At 50.5% G+C, this 16905-nt stretch carries 17 protein-coding genes and 2 tRNA genes; 17 read left to right on the top strand and 2 right to left on the bottom strand.

What is annotated here, in order from left to right; translation table 11 throughout:
- The 13 genes from yicI to G464_RS0105925 all read left to right on the top strand — a co-directional run bounded on the left by yicI (nucleotide 1) and on the right by G464_RS0105925 (nucleotide 11491).
- Complete coding sequence (gene yicI / locus G464_RS0105865) at nucleotides 1–2418, top strand: alpha-xylosidase (RefSeq protein WP_022857113.1); 2418 nt, start codon at nucleotides 1–3, stop codon at nucleotides 2416–2418.
- Nucleotides 2419–2583: 165 nt separating this feature from the next.
- Nucleotides 2584–3609 carry an ADP-ribosylglycohydrolase family protein gene (locus tag G464_RS0105870; protein ID WP_021617532.1) on the top strand — a complete coding sequence of 342 codons (1026 nt, stop codon included), beginning with the start codon at nucleotides 2584–2586 and terminating at the stop codon, nucleotides 3607–3609.
- Nucleotides 3610–3663: 54 nt separating this feature from the next.
- Nucleotides 3664–5106, top strand: coding sequence for a purine-cytosine permease family protein (locus G464_RS0105875; RefSeq protein ID WP_021617533.1), 1443 nt, complete (start codon nucleotides 3664–3666; stop codon nucleotides 5104–5106).
- Nucleotides 5107–5108: 2 nt separating this feature from the next.
- Nucleotides 5109–6038 (top strand): PfkB family carbohydrate kinase, encoded by a 930-nt coding sequence (locus G464_RS0105880; RefSeq protein ID WP_022857115.1) that lies wholly within the window; start codon nucleotides 5109–5111, stop codon nucleotides 6036–6038.
- 127 nt (nucleotides 6039–6165) lie between these two features.
- Nucleotides 6166–6462 carry a 30S ribosomal protein S6 gene (gene rpsF, locus G464_RS0105885; RefSeq protein WP_021617535.1) on the top strand — a complete coding sequence of 99 codons (297 nt, stop codon included), beginning with the start codon at nucleotides 6166–6168 and terminating at the stop codon, nucleotides 6460–6462.
- Nucleotides 6463–6571: 109 nt separating this feature from the next.
- Nucleotides 6572–7186: a single-stranded DNA-binding protein gene (locus tag G464_RS0105890; RefSeq protein ID WP_022857116.1), complete on the top strand. Its 615-nt coding sequence runs from the start codon at nucleotides 6572–6574 to the stop codon at nucleotides 7184–7186.
- Nucleotides 7187–7247: 61 nt separating this feature from the next.
- Complete coding sequence (gene rpsR / locus G464_RS0105895) at nucleotides 7248–7496, top strand: 30S ribosomal protein S18 (protein ID WP_018142554.1); 249 nt, start codon at nucleotides 7248–7250, stop codon at nucleotides 7494–7496.
- 18 nt (nucleotides 7497–7514) lie between these two features.
- The gene (rplI, locus tag G464_RS0105900; protein ID WP_021617537.1) at nucleotides 7515–7967 is read left to right on the top strand and encodes a 50S ribosomal protein L9; all 453 of its coding nucleotides are present in this window, start codon (nucleotides 7515–7517) and stop codon (nucleotides 7965–7967) included.
- Nucleotides 7968–8686: 719 nt separating this feature from the next.
- The gene (locus tag G464_RS10355; RefSeq protein ID WP_022857117.1) at nucleotides 8687–9004 is read left to right on the top strand and encodes a hypothetical protein; all 318 of its coding nucleotides are present in this window, start codon (nucleotides 8687–8689) and stop codon (nucleotides 9002–9004) included.
- A 46-nt stretch (nucleotides 9005–9050) separates the two neighbouring features.
- Entirely contained in the window at nucleotides 9051–9542 is a 492-nt protein-coding gene (locus G464_RS0105910) for a GtrA family protein (protein WP_022857118.1), read from the top strand.
- 53 nt (nucleotides 9543–9595) lie between these two features.
- Nucleotides 9596–9946 carry a phenylpyruvate tautomerase MIF-related protein gene (locus G464_RS0105915; RefSeq protein ID WP_022857119.1) on the top strand — a complete coding sequence of 117 codons (351 nt, stop codon included), beginning with the start codon at nucleotides 9596–9598 and terminating at the stop codon, nucleotides 9944–9946.
- A gap of 1 nt (nucleotide 9947) precedes the next feature.
- Nucleotides 9948–10613 (top strand): histidine phosphatase family protein, encoded by a 666-nt coding sequence (locus G464_RS0105920; protein WP_022857120.1) that lies wholly within the window; start codon nucleotides 9948–9950, stop codon nucleotides 10611–10613.
- 29 nt (nucleotides 10614–10642) lie between these two features.
- The gene (locus G464_RS0105925) at nucleotides 10643–11491 is read left to right on the top strand and encodes a hypothetical protein (RefSeq protein ID WP_022857121.1); all 849 of its coding nucleotides are present in this window, start codon (nucleotides 10643–10645) and stop codon (nucleotides 11489–11491) included.
- A gap of 259 nt (nucleotides 11492–11750) precedes the next feature.
- On the opposite strand, the gene G464_RS09720 is transcribed toward G464_RS0105925, so the two are convergent.
- A complete protein-coding gene (locus tag G464_RS09720; protein ID WP_022857122.1) occupies nucleotides 11751–12395 on the bottom strand; it encodes a DUF805 domain-containing protein in 645 nt (214 codons plus the stop codon).
- A gap of 49 nt (nucleotides 12396–12444) precedes the next feature.
- Nucleotides 12445–13374 carry an ABC transporter permease gene (locus G464_RS09135; protein WP_022857123.1) on the bottom strand — a complete coding sequence of 310 codons (930 nt, stop codon included), beginning with the start codon at nucleotides 13372–13374 and terminating at the stop codon, nucleotides 12445–12447.
- Between the two features lie 254 nt (nucleotides 13375–13628).
- Between G464_RS09135 and gltX the strand changes: the two genes are divergently transcribed.
- The 4 genes from gltX to G464_RS0105955 all read left to right on the top strand — a co-directional run bounded on the left by gltX (nucleotide 13629) and on the right by G464_RS0105955 (nucleotide 16895).
- The gene (gltX, locus tag G464_RS0105940; protein WP_022857124.1) at nucleotides 13629–15224 is read left to right on the top strand and encodes a glutamate--tRNA ligase; all 1596 of its coding nucleotides are present in this window, start codon (nucleotides 13629–13631) and stop codon (nucleotides 15222–15224) included.
- Nucleotides 15225–15278: 54 nt separating this feature from the next.
- Nucleotides 15279–15351, top strand: a tRNA-Glu gene (locus G464_RS0105945).
- Nucleotides 15352–15400: 49 nt separating this feature from the next.
- Nucleotides 15401–15472: transfer RNA gene (locus G464_RS0105950), tRNA-Gln, on the top strand.
- Between the two features lie 100 nt (nucleotides 15473–15572).
- Nucleotides 15573–16895, top strand: a complete 1323-nt coding sequence (locus tag G464_RS0105955; RefSeq protein ID WP_049188157.1) for a metallophosphoesterase — start codon at nucleotides 15573–15575, stop codon at nucleotides 16893–16895.
- The last annotated feature ends 10 nt before the right edge of the window (nucleotides 16896–16905 follow it).

Below are 16905 nucleotides of genomic sequence, written 5' to 3' on the forward strand. Positions count from 1 at the left end.
ATGAAGTTTACGAACGGCTACTGGCTCCTGCGAGACGGAGTAAGCGCTATCTATGCGCGCGAAGCGTATGAGCTGCATCCGGATACAGAGCGTAAAGAAGTAAATATCGTCGCGACATCCATGAAAGTCAACGATCGTGCGAACACGCTCAACCTGCCAATTTTCGACGTAACCCTCAGCTCCCCAGCAGAAGGCGTTATCCGCGTGCGATCCGAGCATTGGTCAGGAGCTACGCAGTATCCAGGCTTCCCGCTCAACGAGGAAGATGTGCACAACAATCCACGCGTGTCGGTAGAGGCTCAGGGCAACGGCGATGGTGAGGCAGGCGAGGACGGAGCGAGCGTTACGCTCACCTCGGGCGAGCTGTCTGCCCGCGTAGTCAAGGGTGCTCCGTGGAACTTGAGTTTTGAGGCGCGTGGCGAGGAGCTCACCAGTTCGGCGGGTAAGTCTCTGGCTCATTTCGCGCTGGCTGAGGGAGCTGCTGTGTCGGCTCAGCCAGCGGGCGAGTTTGGCGTGTCGCTCGACGGAACGGCGCGCGATGAGTCTGAGGTTTTTAGCTCTATCCAGCTGCATCTGGGCGTGGGCGAGCAGGTGTATGGCTTCGGCGAGCGCTTCGGCACGTATATTAAGAACGGCCAGAGCATCGATATTTGGAACGAGGACGGCGGCGCCGCTTCCGAGCAGGGCTACAAGGATATTCCGTTCTATATGACCTCACGTGGCTATGGCGTGCTCGTGAACAATCGCGGTCACGTTTCGTATGAGGTGGGTAGCGAAAATACTGAGGCTGTGCAGTTCTCGGTTCCGGGAGAAGCGCTTGATTTCTGCATTATTTACGGTCCGACACCAAAAGAAATTTTGGAGCGCTACACGGCGCTGACCGGCCGCCCAACCCGCGTTCCGACCTGGAGTTACGGTTTGTGGCTCACCACCTCTTTTACCACCAAGTACGACGAAAAGACCGTAAACAGTTTTGTTGATGGTATGGCTGAGCGCAATATTCCGCTAAGCGCTTTTCATTACGACTGCTATTGGATGCGTGAATTCCAGTGGACTGATTTCGAGTTCGATGAGCGTTTCTTCGGCACGATTGACCAGGTGGAGAAGAGCTTGCGCAGTCTGCACGGAGACAAGGGATTGCATGTGTGCGTATGGCTTAACCCGTATCTGGGTCAGCGCGGTTCGGCGTTTAAGGAAGCTTTAGAGCGCGGATATCTCGTGAAGAAGCCAAATGGTGAGGTCTGGCAGACTGATTTTTGGCAAGCAGGCATGGGATTGGTTGATTTTACGAATCCGGATGCGCGCGCGTGGTATAAGAGTAAAGTTAAGGCTCTGCTCGCTCATGGCGTAGACGCGATTAAGACTGATTTTGGTGAGCGTATTCCTCGAGACGTTGTGTGGGCGGATGGTTCTCCTAAGCTGTCGATGCATAACTGGTATACGCAACTGTATAATCAGACGGTTTTCGAGGGACTCGAAGAAACCTATGGCAAGGGTAAGGCTTGCTTGTATGCGCGTTCTGCCACGGTGGGCGGTCAAATGCAGCCAGTGCATTGGGGTGGTGACTGCGAATCTACCTTTAACGGCATGGCTCAAAGCTTGCGTGCAGGATTGTCGCTCACATCGTCGGGCTTCGGCTTCTGGAGTCACGATATTGGTGGCTTCGAAGGTGCTTTCCCAGACCCAGCGGTGTACAAGCGTTGGATTGCCTTTGGTATGCTCGGCTCCCACTCGCGTTTGCATGGTTCGACTGTGTATCGCGTGCCATGGTTGTTCGACGAAGAAGATGAGAAGAACGGCGTAATCAATGCACCTGGTCAGAGCGCTGTCGACGTGCTGCGTCAGTTTACCTTGCTCAAGCTGGAACTGATGCCGTACCTGTTCGAATTGGGATTGCAACCAGAAGCGCATGGAACGCCAGTGATGCGCTCGATGTTCTTGGAATTCCCAGAAGATCCAACAGCGCGTGTGCTGGATCGCCAGTACATGTTCGGCCCATCCCTGCTGGTCGCGCCAGTATTTAGCTACAGTGGAGATGTGGAATATTATCTGCCAGCGGGCACGTGGACGAACTGGTTTACCGGCGAAAAAGCGGAGTCTGAGCATGGCGTGTGGCGCAAGGAAAACCACGCGTTCGATACAGTACCACTGTGGGTGTGTGATGGCAGTATTATTCCAACGCATCCAGGCGCAACCTCGCCTGAATATGAGTATGGTAAGGATGCTGTTTTGGCTGTATTTGGCGAAGCGCAGGTGCGTGTAAGTGAAGAAGACGGCAGCTCGGTTGTGTTTTCGTCTCGTGTTCTCGAAGATGGTCGCACAGAAGTGACCAGCTCGGACGGTCGTGACTTCCGTGCTCGCTTGGGTGTGGACGGCGAGCTCGTAGCCTCAACGCACGGTGTTGCAGTGCTCGAATAATGGACAGCCTTGCTTCAATAGTTTGAAGCCGCTACGTATACCGATGAGTATGCGTAGCGGCTTTATACATGCTCCATGCGCTCTGTTATCGTGTGCATCAGATGCAGTAGTTTTTATTATTAGTCATCGCATTTACTCGTAACCTAACCTCTTACAGAAAGCTGCATGAGCATGACTACGCCTTCGCCAGCATTTTCTCGTTCCTTAGGAGCATTACAAGGCCTCGCGCTGGGGGATGCCTTAGGTATGCCCACGCAAAGCATGAGCGCTGAGTGGATTAAGCAAGCGTACGGCACTATCGATGGTTTGCGCGATGCCATTGCCGACCAGCCTATTGCTCCGAACATGCCTGCCGGCTCGGTCACAGACGATACCGAACAAGCGCTTATCGTAGCGCGCTTAATTATTAACGGCAAAGGGCATATTGATGCGCTCGCTTTAGCTCACGAACTGCTCGATTGGGAAGACGATATGCGGGCGCGAGGCTCGCATGATCTGCTTGGACCTTCTACCAAACTTGCTCTCGAACACATTCGAAACGGTGCAGATGGTCGCACTACCGGGCGCACAGGAACAACCAACGGTGCGGCCATGCGCGTTACTCCTGTAGGTATAGCGAATCCGTCGAGTGATGTGCGCCGTTTAGCTGAACGCGTGCATGAATCCTGCAAAGTAACGCATAACACGGTGCATGGTTTTACTTCCGCGGCGCTTGTTGCAGCCGCGGTGAGTTTCGGTATTGACGGTGCGAATACCCGCGATGCTCTTGAAGAGGCAGTGCAGTGCATTACGCGCATGCGCGACTTTATCGCCGATTTCGACTGTGCCTGGAGCGCAAAAGCAGACGTTGTAGCTCGCACAGAAGTGGCGCTCAATGCCGCCAGCCATGCTACCGATACAGAGTTTGAACACTTCCTGCACAATGTGTGTGGCACTTCTGTTGAATCCAACGAATCGATTCCAGCAGCTTTCGCGCTGGCCTGGCGATTCGCTGACGAACCATTTGTCGCACTCTGCGAAGCTGTATCGCTCGGAGGAGATACCGACACTATTGCAGCCATGTGCGGCGCCATTCTCGGCGCAAGCGGAGCGGCGAACGCATTCCCTGAGCACGTCATCGCCACCATCACTCAGGTTTCGCGCCTGAACTTAGAGCCCCTTGCTCAACAGTTATGCGCTCTACGCGGCTAAACGCGCGGTGAGCATGTTGAGCGAGACAAAAAGAGAAAAGGAGAAAGAAAAATTATGGCTGAAAATTCGTCAAAGCAATCGTACATGCTCACCAAAGTTGAGCAACGCGGTTTGGAACCAGTTCCCGACGATCAGCGCAACGGTACGCCCGGTCAGCTGTTTTGGGTGTGGTTCGCCGCCAATATTTCCATTTTGGGCATCCCACTGGGAGCAACGCTCATTTCGTTGGGCTTGAACGTCTGGCAGTCCGTGCTCGTTACGGCTATCGGATCGTTCGGATCCTTCGCCCTCGTCGGCATTATTTCTGTTGCCGGTCGCCGCGGAGGAGCGCCATCGCTCGGTTTATCGCGCGCCATTTTCGGTGTGCGCGGAAACATCGGTCCGGCAGTTGTTGCCTTGTGTAGCCGTTTAGGCTGGGAAACCGTTAATACGATTACCGGCGCTTTCGCACTGCTCTCTCTGTGGGCAATCATCTTTAAGACGCCGGTTACCGCGAAAGAAGCGCCAGGCTTAGTCCTCGCTTTTATCCTCATTTTCGTGGTCCTCACGATTATTGTGGCCGTGGCCGGTCACGGTTTTATCCTCAAAATCCAAAAATGGGCAACCTGGATTTTCGGTGCTCTCACGCTACTGGTCGCTGGCTATTTGGCTGCAACCGTTGATTGGTCGCTCGTTCTGTCCGGCAAGCCTGGCTCACTGAGCGCTGTACTGATTGGCATCGGCACGATTGCTGCGGGAACAGGTATTGGCTGGGTGAACTCGGGCGCGGATATGGCACGTTACCAGAAGAAAGACGTAAAAACCAGCTCGCTCATCTGGTCTGCCGCTGCCGGCGCAGGCATTCCGCTCGTTCTCGTTATTACCGTTGGCGCGATTTTAACCGCCGGTGGCTCCGGTATCGCTTCTGCTGCCGACCCAGTGATTGCTGTGCGCGATCAGCTTCCAGCTTGGGTTTCTGTGCCATACTTGATTTCCGCTTTCGCAGGTCTGCTCATGTGCAACAGTCAGTCCGTGTATTCCGCAGGTTTAGCCACGCTGGCTACCGGCATTCGCATTCCACGCACGGTGGCAGTGGTCGTCGACGTCGTTGTGACCACGGCAGGCGCGCTCTACTTTACGCTCGGTTTCGACGGATTCTATGGCCCGTTCATCACCTTCATTTCGCTACTTTCCGTTCCGCTCGCCGCGTGGACAGGTATTTTCCTTGTCGATATGATTGACCGCCGCACCTATGATGGCGATTCCCTCGTCGATCTTTCCCCTCGTTCGCGCTACTGGTACGCCGCCGGCTTTAACGTGTCTGGCTGCGTCAGCTGGGTTGTTGCGTTTATTGTCGGCTACCTGTTCGTTACCGCACGCGTTTCGGCCGATGAAGTCTGGTTCTCCGGTCCGCTCGCCGGCACGTTTATCGGCAAGAACGGTTTGGCGTGGCTCGTCACCATGCTTTTGGCCGCCGGCATTTACGCCGCGTGGGGCGGCGCTCGCTCGAAGGAGTAGCTATGGCGCGCGTACTGCATTTTGGTCAAGTTATTATTGACTTTACTTTGCTCATTGACGCTCTACCCGAGTCGGGCGGCGATGTCTTCGCTTCTGACTCAGGCGTTCACGCGGGCGGCGGCTATAACGTGCTGTACGCGGCCAAACAGATGGGTGCGGATGCTGTGTATGTCGGCGCTGTAGGAGAAGGACCAATGGCTCAGCTGGCTCTCAAGGCGCTCGATGAGATTGGCATTGTGTTCTGCGGTGCGCGCGTTCCTAGCATGGATACTGGCATCTGTGTTGCTATGACCGATTCCAGTGGTGAACGCACTTTTGTGTCTACCCGCGGAGCTGAAACGCACGTTCCTCATGACTTCTACGAAAACCTCGAAGTAGCCGATGACGATGTTGTGTATCTCTCGGGCTACTCTTTCGCTCACACGGATAACCGTATTGCTCTGGAACGCTTTGCTCGCGCTCATGCAGGGCGTAGCGGTTTTACGCTTTTCGATGTCGGTCCTATGGTTGGCTCTATCGAACAGAGCAGTCTCGACGCGGTAGCCAATCTCAACCCGTTATGGTCGCTTAACGAACGTGAAAGCGCGATCTTGTGCGGGCGCCTCGCAGTCAGCGCTTCGGACGACCTTGCCGAGCGTTGCACAAACTTGGCTCAAGCGCTATCTGCGCGTGTTTTGCTGCGGGCAGGAGAGCAGGGCGCTTGGCTGAGTGAAGGCGCGGCCTATATTCCAACGCCCACGGTCAGCGTGGTGGATACGAACGGAGCAGGAGACGCACATGCGGGTGTTCTATGCGCAGCCATGCTTGAGGGAATGAGCCTCGAGGAAGCGCTCAAACTGGCCAATTGTGCGGGCGCATTGTCTACGCAAAAGTTCGGTCCGTCTACCTGTCCGAGCCGAGCGGAACTCGAGGAAGCGTATCGTGCGCTCTAACTTGCTCTCGTCGGGTGGCGCGAGTATCCTAGAAGAGTTGTCTTGACGCGGATTGCGTCAAACATAGAGTAAACACATTCTCCTGCTGCAGAAGGTCTGCAGCCGATAAGTCCGAAGGAGGTGGGTGATGTCTGCTCACAAGTATGAACTCATGCTCATTGCTGATCCTGAACTGGATGAACGCGCAGTGAAGAAGTTGGTTGATACCTATCTGGAAACAGTCACCAACGAAAAGGGTACCGTCGACAATGTTGACGTGTGGGGCCGCCGCAAGTTGGCTTACGAAATCGAAGGCAAGACCGAAGGTAACTACGCTGTAGTGAACTACACTGCCGAGCCAGCAACAAGCGACGAACTTGATCGTTTGCTGAACCTCAACGAGTCCATCGTTCGCACGAAGATTCTTCGTACCGACGCTGAGTAAATCGTTGTTATCCGCGCTCGCTTGCTTTGCTTAAGCCGGGCGAACGCGATCGAAAAAATAAAGTAAACGTAAAACTTTAGATTTTACTTTCCAATTAACGGAGATAGTCATGGCTGGAGAAACCGTCATTACTGTAGTGGGTAATCTCACTGCCGATCCTGAGTTGCGTACCACAGGAAATGGAAGCCGCGTAGTGAACTTCACTATTGCATCCACTCCTCGTACATACAATCGCTCTACAGGTCAGTTCGAAGACGGTGAAGCGCTCTTTATGCGTTGCAGCTGCTGGGATTCCCAGTACACCACCATGGCCAGCAATATTGCACAGTCCCTCACGAAGGGTATGCGCGTTATTGCACAGGGCAACCTCGTTCAGCGCTCCTACCAAACGCAGCAGGGCGAAAGCCGTACTGTGGTGGAATTGCGTGTTACCGATATTGGTCCATCCTTGTTGCGTGCGACTGCCTCCGTGAACCGCATTTCTTCTGGTGCTGGTAACTCAGGAAACTTCTCTGCTCCTCGAGCACAGAACTCTCCAGCTGGTAATGGTGGATTCCAGGGCGGAGCATCGGCTCCAAACTACTCGAACGGTGCAAGCTATAACGCTGCATCTGCTCCATCAACAGATCCATGGAGTGCATCCGATGACTCTGCAGACTCCTTCGGCGGAGGTTCTAGTTTCGGTGGATCACCTGATTTCGGTTCTGACGAGATTTCTTTCTAACAGATAGATATAAGAAGCACGAAGAAAGCGCATCTAAAGTTAAATTTTTAAGGAGTGTGACATGTCACGCAAAAGGCCTCAGCCACCAGTAAAGCCTTTCAAGAAGAAGCCAAACCCATTGAAGGCTGCAAAGATTACCGAAATTGATTACAAGGACGTTGCATTGCTGCGCAAGTTCATCTCTGACCGCGGCAAGATTCGCTCCCGTCGTATTACCGGCGTAACCGTACAGGAACAGCGTAAGATCGCACGCGCTATTAAGAACGCACGCGAAATGGCTTTGCTTCCATACGCAACCAACGGTCGCTAAAGAAAGAGGGATAATACCATGGCAAAGAACACTAAGGTTATTCTCCTTGATTCTGTGAACGGTCTCGGTCAGTCCGGTGACGTTGTAGAAGTTTCTGCAGGTTATGCACGTAACTTCCTAATTCCACAGGGCTATGCTTTCACATGGACCAAGCGTGCAGCAGCACAGATTGAGCAGCTTCAGCGTGCTCGCCGTGCGCAGGCTCTTGCTTCCCGTGAAGATGCAGTTGCAGCTAAAGAAGCTATTGAAGGTACTACAGTAGAAATTACTGCTAAGGTATCTGAATCCGGCAAGCTCTTCGGTGCAATCTCTGCTCCAGAAGTTGCTAAGGCTCTCAGTGCTAAGGGTAATGCAGTTTCTGCTAAGGCTATTACTGTAGACAACATTAAGACCACTGGTGATTTCACTGCAACCGTACAGTTGCACCCAGAAATCTCCGCACAGTTCACTGTGAAGGTTGTTGCTGAGTAAGCTTTAGGCTTGTAAAAGCATTTAAAATCAATCGTCCCATTGCTTTTGATTGGAAAGTGATGGGACGATTTTTGTGTTTTGGCGGAACGGATGCCCAGGCTGGCGCTAATCATGCCAATGTTGAGTAGAAGTTGCTAAATATCGGTTACTGCAAGCCGATGCCTTTCTCACCTTCCTTCCATGCTGATGAACGGTATTATGTCCATATCGTTCATCAGCATTTTTATGAACTTTGCTCCTCACGTTATAACCTCAGGTTGAGAGCATGTTATTAATAAATAATATAAATTTTTTCTCAAAATAATTAAAAAAATACGAGGTGAAGCGCTACATTATAAATAGCGCACAATAAGCAGGTGATTCTTTGTGATATCGGTTAAAGATTTTACGTATGATTTCATGCAGCTTATTCTTGGTAAAAGTTTTCTTAATATCGCTGATAGTTTTACGCTGCGGCAGTAACTATTGGTTTAGTTAAGGTGGATAACATCGAGGCGAGTTCGCTGTCTTTATTCGTGCTTGTATCCATGATTCCAACGATGTTCAGCTTTTTGTATGGTCATATCATTGACCGCATAAATCATAAAAAGCTTTATCTCGTCATCTTCCAAATATCTTTTATTGTTCTCGTTATACTCATTATTACCTGCTTAACCTGGTGATGGCATGTTACAGCTCTTTTTGCGATTAACTTTGTTTTCAACCTCGTCAGCACTGTTATGAGTGCTTTAGAAATGAGCTTTGTTCCTATAGTCCTGGATGATAACGAAGAACTTATCGAAAAGTCCGTAGACGTGCAATGTCTTACAGGTAACGTGCTCAATATCGCCTCAAACTTCATCGCATCCGTGTTACTCGGTGTTGTAACCTATATCTTCGTTCTCAATGTGAGCTTGCCCTTCTTCGTAGCAGGAGTATATTTCTTCTGCAAAATACACGTACAAGTTTCTACTGACCATGACAATAATATCCAGATACCTTCAGGTAACAGTTATGCGCAGAACATGAAACATTTGTGCAGGCTCGGTCAATTCTGATTAAATTCCTAGTAAACGTTCCAATGGGCGCGGTTTAATAGACAGAATGAAGAACCTTATTGCTCAAATTGCTAAATTCGGTATTGTCGGTGTTATTGCTGCTGTTCTAGACTTCGGCATTCTTAACGTTTTAGTAGCAACCTTGCATATGAATGCTACTGTCGCAGGAACAATTTCTTTCTGTTTGTCGTTAATTTTTAACTACCTTGCCAGCATGAAGTTTGTTTTTGTTCATCGTAACGACATGGCTCGCTGGATGGAGATGACTATTTTTATCTTCTCTGCAGTAGTCGGTCTGCTCATTAACTTTGCCATCTTGTGGTTTGCTACTGAAGTGATGCTTCCAGCAGGTGCTAAGCCAGGAGATGCTACCTATGCTCTCTATACAAACGGTGGAAAGATTACAGCTACAGTTGTTGTTGCAGTGTGGAACTTCGTTATCCGTAAATGGTTGCTGGACGCACCTAAAGACGGTTCTATCGATGAAAACTCTTTCTCTCATAAACTGGGCGTGTGGTCATTGAAATATGGTAAATAGACGCAGAGAAAAGCTACAATAGAACGAGAACTTCAAGAAAGACGAGGGTTATTATGCCAGTTATCCATACACACGTCAGCGTAGGAACCACGCAAAATCAGCGCGAGGAACTGAAAACTATCTACGGTCAAGCTATTACTGCTATTCCTGGAAAATCCGAAACATGGCTTATGTGTCCGTTTGAAGATAATATGCCTATTTATTTTGGCGGCGATGATTCTGAGCCGGCTGCCTATGTGGAAGTTAATGTGTTGGGACGTAATCAAATCGCCCGCGAGTCTTGGGAATCCTTAACTGAACAGATTATGGCAGCGCTCCACTCGGTTCTTGGCATCGCCCAAGATCATATCTACATTCGTTACACTGCTACAGCTGACTGGGGCTGGAACGGATCGAACTTCTAATATGACAGAGCGCACATACACAACGGTTCATCTTATCCGTCACGGCGAGGTCTATAACCCCGAGCACGTGCTCTACGAGCGTTTACCGGGTTTTCATCTGTCTGAGCGCGGTATGCGCATGGCTCACGAAACCGGACGTTATCTAGCCAACAAAGCAGAAACAAAAAATCCAACCGCTATCTTTTCCTCACCTCTCGACCGCACAATCGACACAGTTACTGCTATCGTTGAGGAGCTCGGAAAGATGCCGCAGAGCGGAAATATTTACGACGTTATAACCACAGACGAGCGTATTATCGAGGCGCGTAACGAGTTTCGAGGTAAACGTATCGGTTATGGTGAAGGCGCGCTATGGAAAAACGGTAACTGGAAGCTCGTGCAAAATTTATGGCGTCCTAGCTGGGGAGAGAGCTATCAGGAGATAGCTACGCGCGTGCAGGATTTCGTCTTCGAAAAAGTAGACGAATACCCAGAAGGAAACGTTCTTGCTGTCATGCATGAGTCGCCTATCTGGTCGTTCCGCTGTCTGATGGAAAAAGGCCGTCCGGAGCATAATATGCTGTTGCGCAAAACGGCGCTTGCCTCGGTAACAAGTTTTACTTTCGAAGTGGGAACGCACAAACTGGCGAGTATTGAATACGCAGACCCAGCCGCTGACGTACAATAAACGAGGAACAAGCTCAACGAGGAGATACGATGGTTCAGTCAACGCGCAATATTCCAGCGGTTCTTCTGGAACAGGCTCATGCAGCCGCGGCACGTTTGGAGTCTCTATGGCCGCTGACGGATGCTCAGCAGCTCGATAATGACGTACATTTTGGCGATAATATGCAGGTTCGTCAGACCTTTGAGATTGCCAAACTGCTGCTGGGCTTAGATAGCCCTGAGGCTGCAGACCTGACTATTGCGGATGCTGAGTATGTTTTTGAGGGAGCAGAAGAGATCCCTGGGCGCAACCAGGTGCTTGTAGATGCTCTGTTGGCTGCAAATGATGCGTTTGAGCAGGCTCACGAGATTCAGGAGACTGGGGAAGCAATAGCGATTGTTCAGGCAGCTGCATGTTTGGCTAACGGAGGCGCTGTATCTGCTGATTTGGGGACGATTGAAGCGCTGCTTGACGCTGACGATGCTCAGGCTTCTGAAGAGGGTGAGGGTGATGATGTTGCGAACCTTGTGCGCGGTTTTAGGCTTGCTGCTTCTGTAGCAAAAGTGATTGTTGATGGTTCGGAAGATCTGGTAAGCGGTCCGGCTCTGATGATTTTGATTGCCAACGAATACTTGGATTCTTGCGATACGCCGCGTACTTTTGCTCGCGCTGAGCAATTGGTTACTGTGTATGAGTCAGGTGTGGATGATTCCGCTGCTATTCAATTGGTAGAGACTGCGGCTCAGCACTGGCAGTATCGTCACGATGAAATTTTGTGGGATAAAGATGAGGCAAAGCGTTTGGCTAAGGAAGAGGATGAGCGCAAGAGTAAAGCGGCTTTGGCTGAGAAGTTTGCCCATATTAAGGACGATCCGAATAAGGAAGAAGTAGAGCTGTAGGGCTGTGGTGATGTGGTGCTGTGGCGTGCACAATCAGACTTCAAACTGCGTTAAATTCGAAGAGTTCTTACTCTCACACATTCTGCTTAACCGATTAATACACCTGTTATGCCAGTTTTGATGCGCAAAAATGGCTTCAAAACTGGCATAACGGTTGCGCGTATCGACTTCACGCATGAAGCCAAACCACATTCACATCGAGGCGATGTATTTTAGGCAACGTCCTCTTCTAAGACCCACTAAAATCCCCAAGAGCTGTTTAAGCTTGATACGAGGATGGAACTGGAGCAGGGTTTTGCGCAAACTGTCCAGGTGCATATGCTGCTGGCGCTGGTACTGCTATAGGAATCACCGTGCGAATTACGTCAAAACGCACACCCTTATCTACGCTTGACTTAGCCATCAGCATAACAAAAGCAATCCAACACAAAACAGACGCCAAAACGAGCAGAATCAAAATAAAAGCGGTGAAAAATGCAGGCAGAGAAGCAGTCATATTTCTCATCGTCACAATCATCACAGCTATGCCAATAATAAAGCATACATACAGGCCAATCGTGCTGGCTCCCAGCAGTAGCCATAGCCATTTACCGGATAAATTCACGTCATGCATACGTCGGGTTGCTACAGCAAAAAATGGAGTAATTGAGCCAATAAAAAGAATCCCGTCAATAACAGCTGCAGGAATTTCCAGAGGCGGAATAATAAAACTGATAATGTTCAAAGCTTGCATAATAAGCCAGATGAGGAAAAGTGGCCACCAAAACTCACTGCGGGAAGCGCGACCGGTAAAAGTCGCGTATTTCGTAAAGAAACGCTTCGCGGCTTGCAACGGATTAGCGCCATAATATGGTTGATGCTTGGGCGGCTCACCGAAAGCAGGTGAATACGTTATCGTTGCCATATTAACTCCTCACATGCGACTCGTTTTATTGTAAAACATGGTTGCGGGCTTAATCAATTAAATCTTGCTCAGGGTCGCCCAGCATAATGCGTTCGGTTGCAACAATAACCAGCATGAGAATGCCGGTGAGAAGAGCGATGGATAACGTGCACGCCCAGACGAGAGGCGCTTGGAAAGAGTTATAGGCTGACTGCAGGAAAATACCGATACCTCGACGACTTCCCATATATTCCGCGGTGGCAGCCGTGCCTAAGGTGTAGGTGCCGGCAATGCGAATGCCACTAAAAATTTGGCGCGTAGCCACGCGGATTAGAACATGCCATAACGTCCACGAGCGAGTAGCGCCACAGGTGAGCGCAACGTCAGCAAAATATTGAGGAACGGCACGCAGTCCGCGCGAAGTTTGGATGGCAATAGGGAAGGCGCCAAAAACGGCAACGAGCACAATCTTGCCAATTTCGTCAAAACCAAACCACCACAGCACAAAAGGCGTAATTGAGATAAGCGGCAATGTTTGGATTGTGGTGAGGATGGGCATAAAAGCTGCGTTAGCAAGTGACCACAAATACAGCGCCACGCCCAGAAGTATGCCGATAACGACGGCGAGCGCAAAACCCCATGCGGCCTCGAAAATAGTAACGCTCAAATGCATGGTGAGCGTGGGCCAGTTGAGACGAACTGCTTCAATGATGGCGCTTGGTGAAGCGAAAGCGCGCGCAACGGTTGGGTTTTTGTCTGCGCTGATTTGCCACGCTGTGCAGACAATAGCTAGGACGATGATGGTGGGAGCTGCGTGGGTGAGAGCGGTGGTGAGAGGGGTGGTGAGAGCGGTGAGCGTGTTTATGATTTGCGAAGATGACTTACTGTAATCCTGCGCCTGCGAGGAAAGAGGGGAAGATGCAGTTTGCTGTTGTGCTGTTTTCGATGAACCGCTTGTTGCGTTTTTTCTTCTCGTATTACCTGTTTTTAAGGATGCCATAAAAGCTTCTACCTACTCACTCACTATTACTCAGTTTTGTGTGCTGCTTTTGCCTCTTGCTGCCACCCGTGGCTTCCTACAGCATTACGGACTGTATGTGTGCGGTCATGCTCGCATACGTTGCATGGTCGCGCGGTCTCTTGCCCGTCTCGCAGTTGCGCGGTCATGCTCTTGTAAGCCTGCTCGCACGAAGTAGTGTCCCGCGCGTCACGCAAAAAACGCGTTCATACAGCCTCCTACCTACAATAGTCCCTATGACACAAGACACTGAAACAAATGTGAATAATACCGCAGCTGTAGCAAGCGGTGCAATAAGTGATACGGCAAGCGATGCAGCAGCAACTTCTAAGCCAGAACTGCCAGAAAACGTGCGCGTGCGTTTCTGCCCATCGCCAACAGGAACTCCTCACGTAGGCATGGTGCGTACCGCTTTGTTTAACTGGGCTGAAGCGCGCCACACCAAGGGCACTTTCGTTTTCCGTATTGAAGATACCGATGCTCAGCGCGATTCTCAGGAATCCTACGAGCAGATTCTCGAAGCCTTGCGTTGGCTTGGTCTGGACTGGGATGAGGGTATCGATGTGGGCGGTCCTCACGGTCCATACCGTCAGAGCCAGCGCGGCGATATTTACAAGGATGTAGCGTCTAAGCTGCTCGAGGCTGGCTATGCGTACGAGTCCTTCTCCACCTCTGAGGAGATTGAAGCGCGTAACTTGGCTGCTGGTCGTCCAGCTGCTTTCGGTTACGACGGCTACGACCGCAACCTCACCGAAGAGCAGAAAGAAGCTTTCCGTGCCGAAGGTCGCAAGCCCGCTATCCGCATTAAGATGCCAGACGAGAACATTAGCTTTAACGATTTGATTCGTGGTGAGATTGAGTTCAAGGCCGGCAGTGTTCCAGATTATGTAATCGTGCGTCCAAATGGTGACCCGCTCTACACGCTCACCAATCCTGTCGACGATGCCATGATGGATATTAACGTTGTTTTGCGCGGTGAAGATCTGCTCAGCTCTACACCTCGTCAGATTGTTTTGTATCGTTACTTGATTGAGTTGGGTATTGCTCAGCAAGTGCCTTTGTTCGGTCATATGCCTTATGTGATGGGCGAGGGAAAGAAGAAGCTGTCCAAGCGCGATCCAGAGTCCAACCTCTTCTTGCACCGCGAGAACGGTTTTATTCGCGAAGGTTTGCTTAACTATTTGGCCGGTTTGGGCTGGTCTATTGCAGCTGACCGCGACGTCTTTAGCATGGACGAGATGATTGAAAACTTCGACGTGCGCGACGTAAAGGCTAACCCAGCGCACTTCGATTTGGATAAGGCGATTGCCATTAATGCCGAACACATCCGTATGCTCGAGCCTGCTGACTTCCTGCGTCGCTCGGTACCGTACTTGTTTAAGGACGGTGTTGTGTCTGCTGATTCTTGGGATGCTTTGACGGATCGTGAGCGCGAGATTTTGACTGACTCCGTCGAACTGGTACAGCCACGTGTGCGCTTGCTGGGCGAAGTATCTGGCATGGTGGGCAGCCTGCTGTCGACCGAAGAATATATTGAGCCGGAGAAGGATGCTCGTAAGCAGCTGAAAGAATCTGCAGGTGAGGTTCTGGATATGGCTGTGAAAACAATGCAGGATATTCCAGCTGAAGATTTCAAGGCAGAACATGTGCATGAGGTGTTGACTCAGGTACTCGTTGAAGACGCTGGTATTAAGCCTCGCTTGGCCTTCGGGCCAGTGCGTGTTGCTGTGTCTGGTCGCCGCGTATCTCCTCCTCTTTTCGAGTCTATGGAGATTCTCGGAAAAGACCTGAGCATTGCGCGACTCGCCGAGTTGCGCAAGCATTTGGATTAGTGTATTGTAAGTATCCGTTGCGTTGGCAGTAGTCAAAAGTAACGGATAACTTAAGCCCCCATCGTCTAGCGGTCTAGGACGTCGCCCTCTCACGGCGGTAACATGGGTTCAAATCCCATTGGGGGTACGAAGTGCCTTTCATGTTGCACATTGTGCACATTCAAGACACGCCATATTGGGATATGGTGTAATTGGCAACACAGCTGATTCTGGTTCAGCCGTTCTTGGTTCGAGTCCAGGTATCCCAGCGATTAAATCTCTCAGTCAGGTGACTTGAGAGATTTTTTGTTTCTCAGGCAAAACGTAAGCTGCCTGCCGTATGCTTAATTCATGGGTAGTGAGGGTCATATGCAGAAACACACGCAGAAAAAAACGCAAACATCGCACAATGACGGCGAGCAGTCTGAATCAAACGCAATCTCAGCGTCAACGTCTGTATCCGCGCGTTTAGGACAGCTTCAGTTTCATGCGTCCGGTAAGTTTCGCATCTTACAGATAAGCGATATTCAAGACGGTCCAAAAGTATCGAAAGATACCGTCAAACTTATTGCTGCGTCTTGCGATGCGTCTCGTCCTGATCTTGTTATCTTTACAGGTAATCAAATCGCGGGCTATGATGCCGCGTATTCTCCAACTTTTATCAAGCGCCGCTGGCTTGACCGCGCAGCCGAGCCGAACTCTGCAGAAAAAGAGCGAACCCGTCAAATCGTTCGTGGAACTTTAACGCAGTTCTTGCAACCGCTTGTTGATCGTCGTATTCCTTTTGCTGTAACTTTCGGTAATCATGATTTTCAGTGCGGTTTGAGCCTCGAAGAGCTTACAGATATTTACCGCGAATTTTCGGGCTGTATTAATCCTTCTCTTCGTGCTGACGAAGAGGAAAAGCCGTCGTCACTTGAAAATCAGCAAGTACTTAACTCAGGTGAAGCGGGAACTTTTGCGCTACCTGTGCGAGATGAATATAACAGCAGCAATCTTTTAGGCATAACTATTATTAATTCAGGCGATTATGCGCGTGAAGGCGGTTACGCTCAGCCGAGCGTGCGCGCTATGCAATTTTTGAAGCATGCAGTACGTCAGATGAATGTGCGTGCTATAGCGTTCCAGCACATGCCAGTACAGAAATACTATGATTTACTACACTCGGTACCAGCAACGACGGTTAACGCTATTCAGGGATATCGCGCTTTCGAAAACCATAGCTATGTGCTTGATGAGAAACGAACACTACCAGGAAGTTATTTGGGTGAGGGGATTAGCTGTCCGGATAAAGACAGTGGGGAATTCCGTTTCTTGCAAGAGCATAACTATTTTGCGTTGTCTGCTGCGCATGATCACCGCAACGCTTTGGCGGGTGTGGTTGATGGTTTGCTGTTAACGAGCACGCCGACCGCAGGATTTAGTACTTACGGACCAAACCCTGAAAAGCGCGCGACGCGATTATTCGAGTTCGATGTGCGGCATCCTTTTGAACCGCGCACGCAGCTGTTGGAATTTGGTGATTTAGTGGGCAAGCCATCGGGTAATAAGGCGTATGCATTGGCGAGCACATATATGCCAAATAATACGGGAGAAGCCATTAATTTACTGCGTAAACCGAAGGTGTTGGCGAGCGTTGCTGCTGTTGTGGCGGGGATTGTGTCGCTGATGACTTTTAGGAGGAAGAAGTAGGGTAGGGCTG

Origin of the sequence: Alloscardovia omnicolens DSM 21503 (genome assembly GCF_000420505.1) — a bacterium.
Classification (GTDB): Bacteria; Actinomycetota; Actinomycetes; order Actinomycetales; family Bifidobacteriaceae; genus Alloscardovia; species Alloscardovia omnicolens.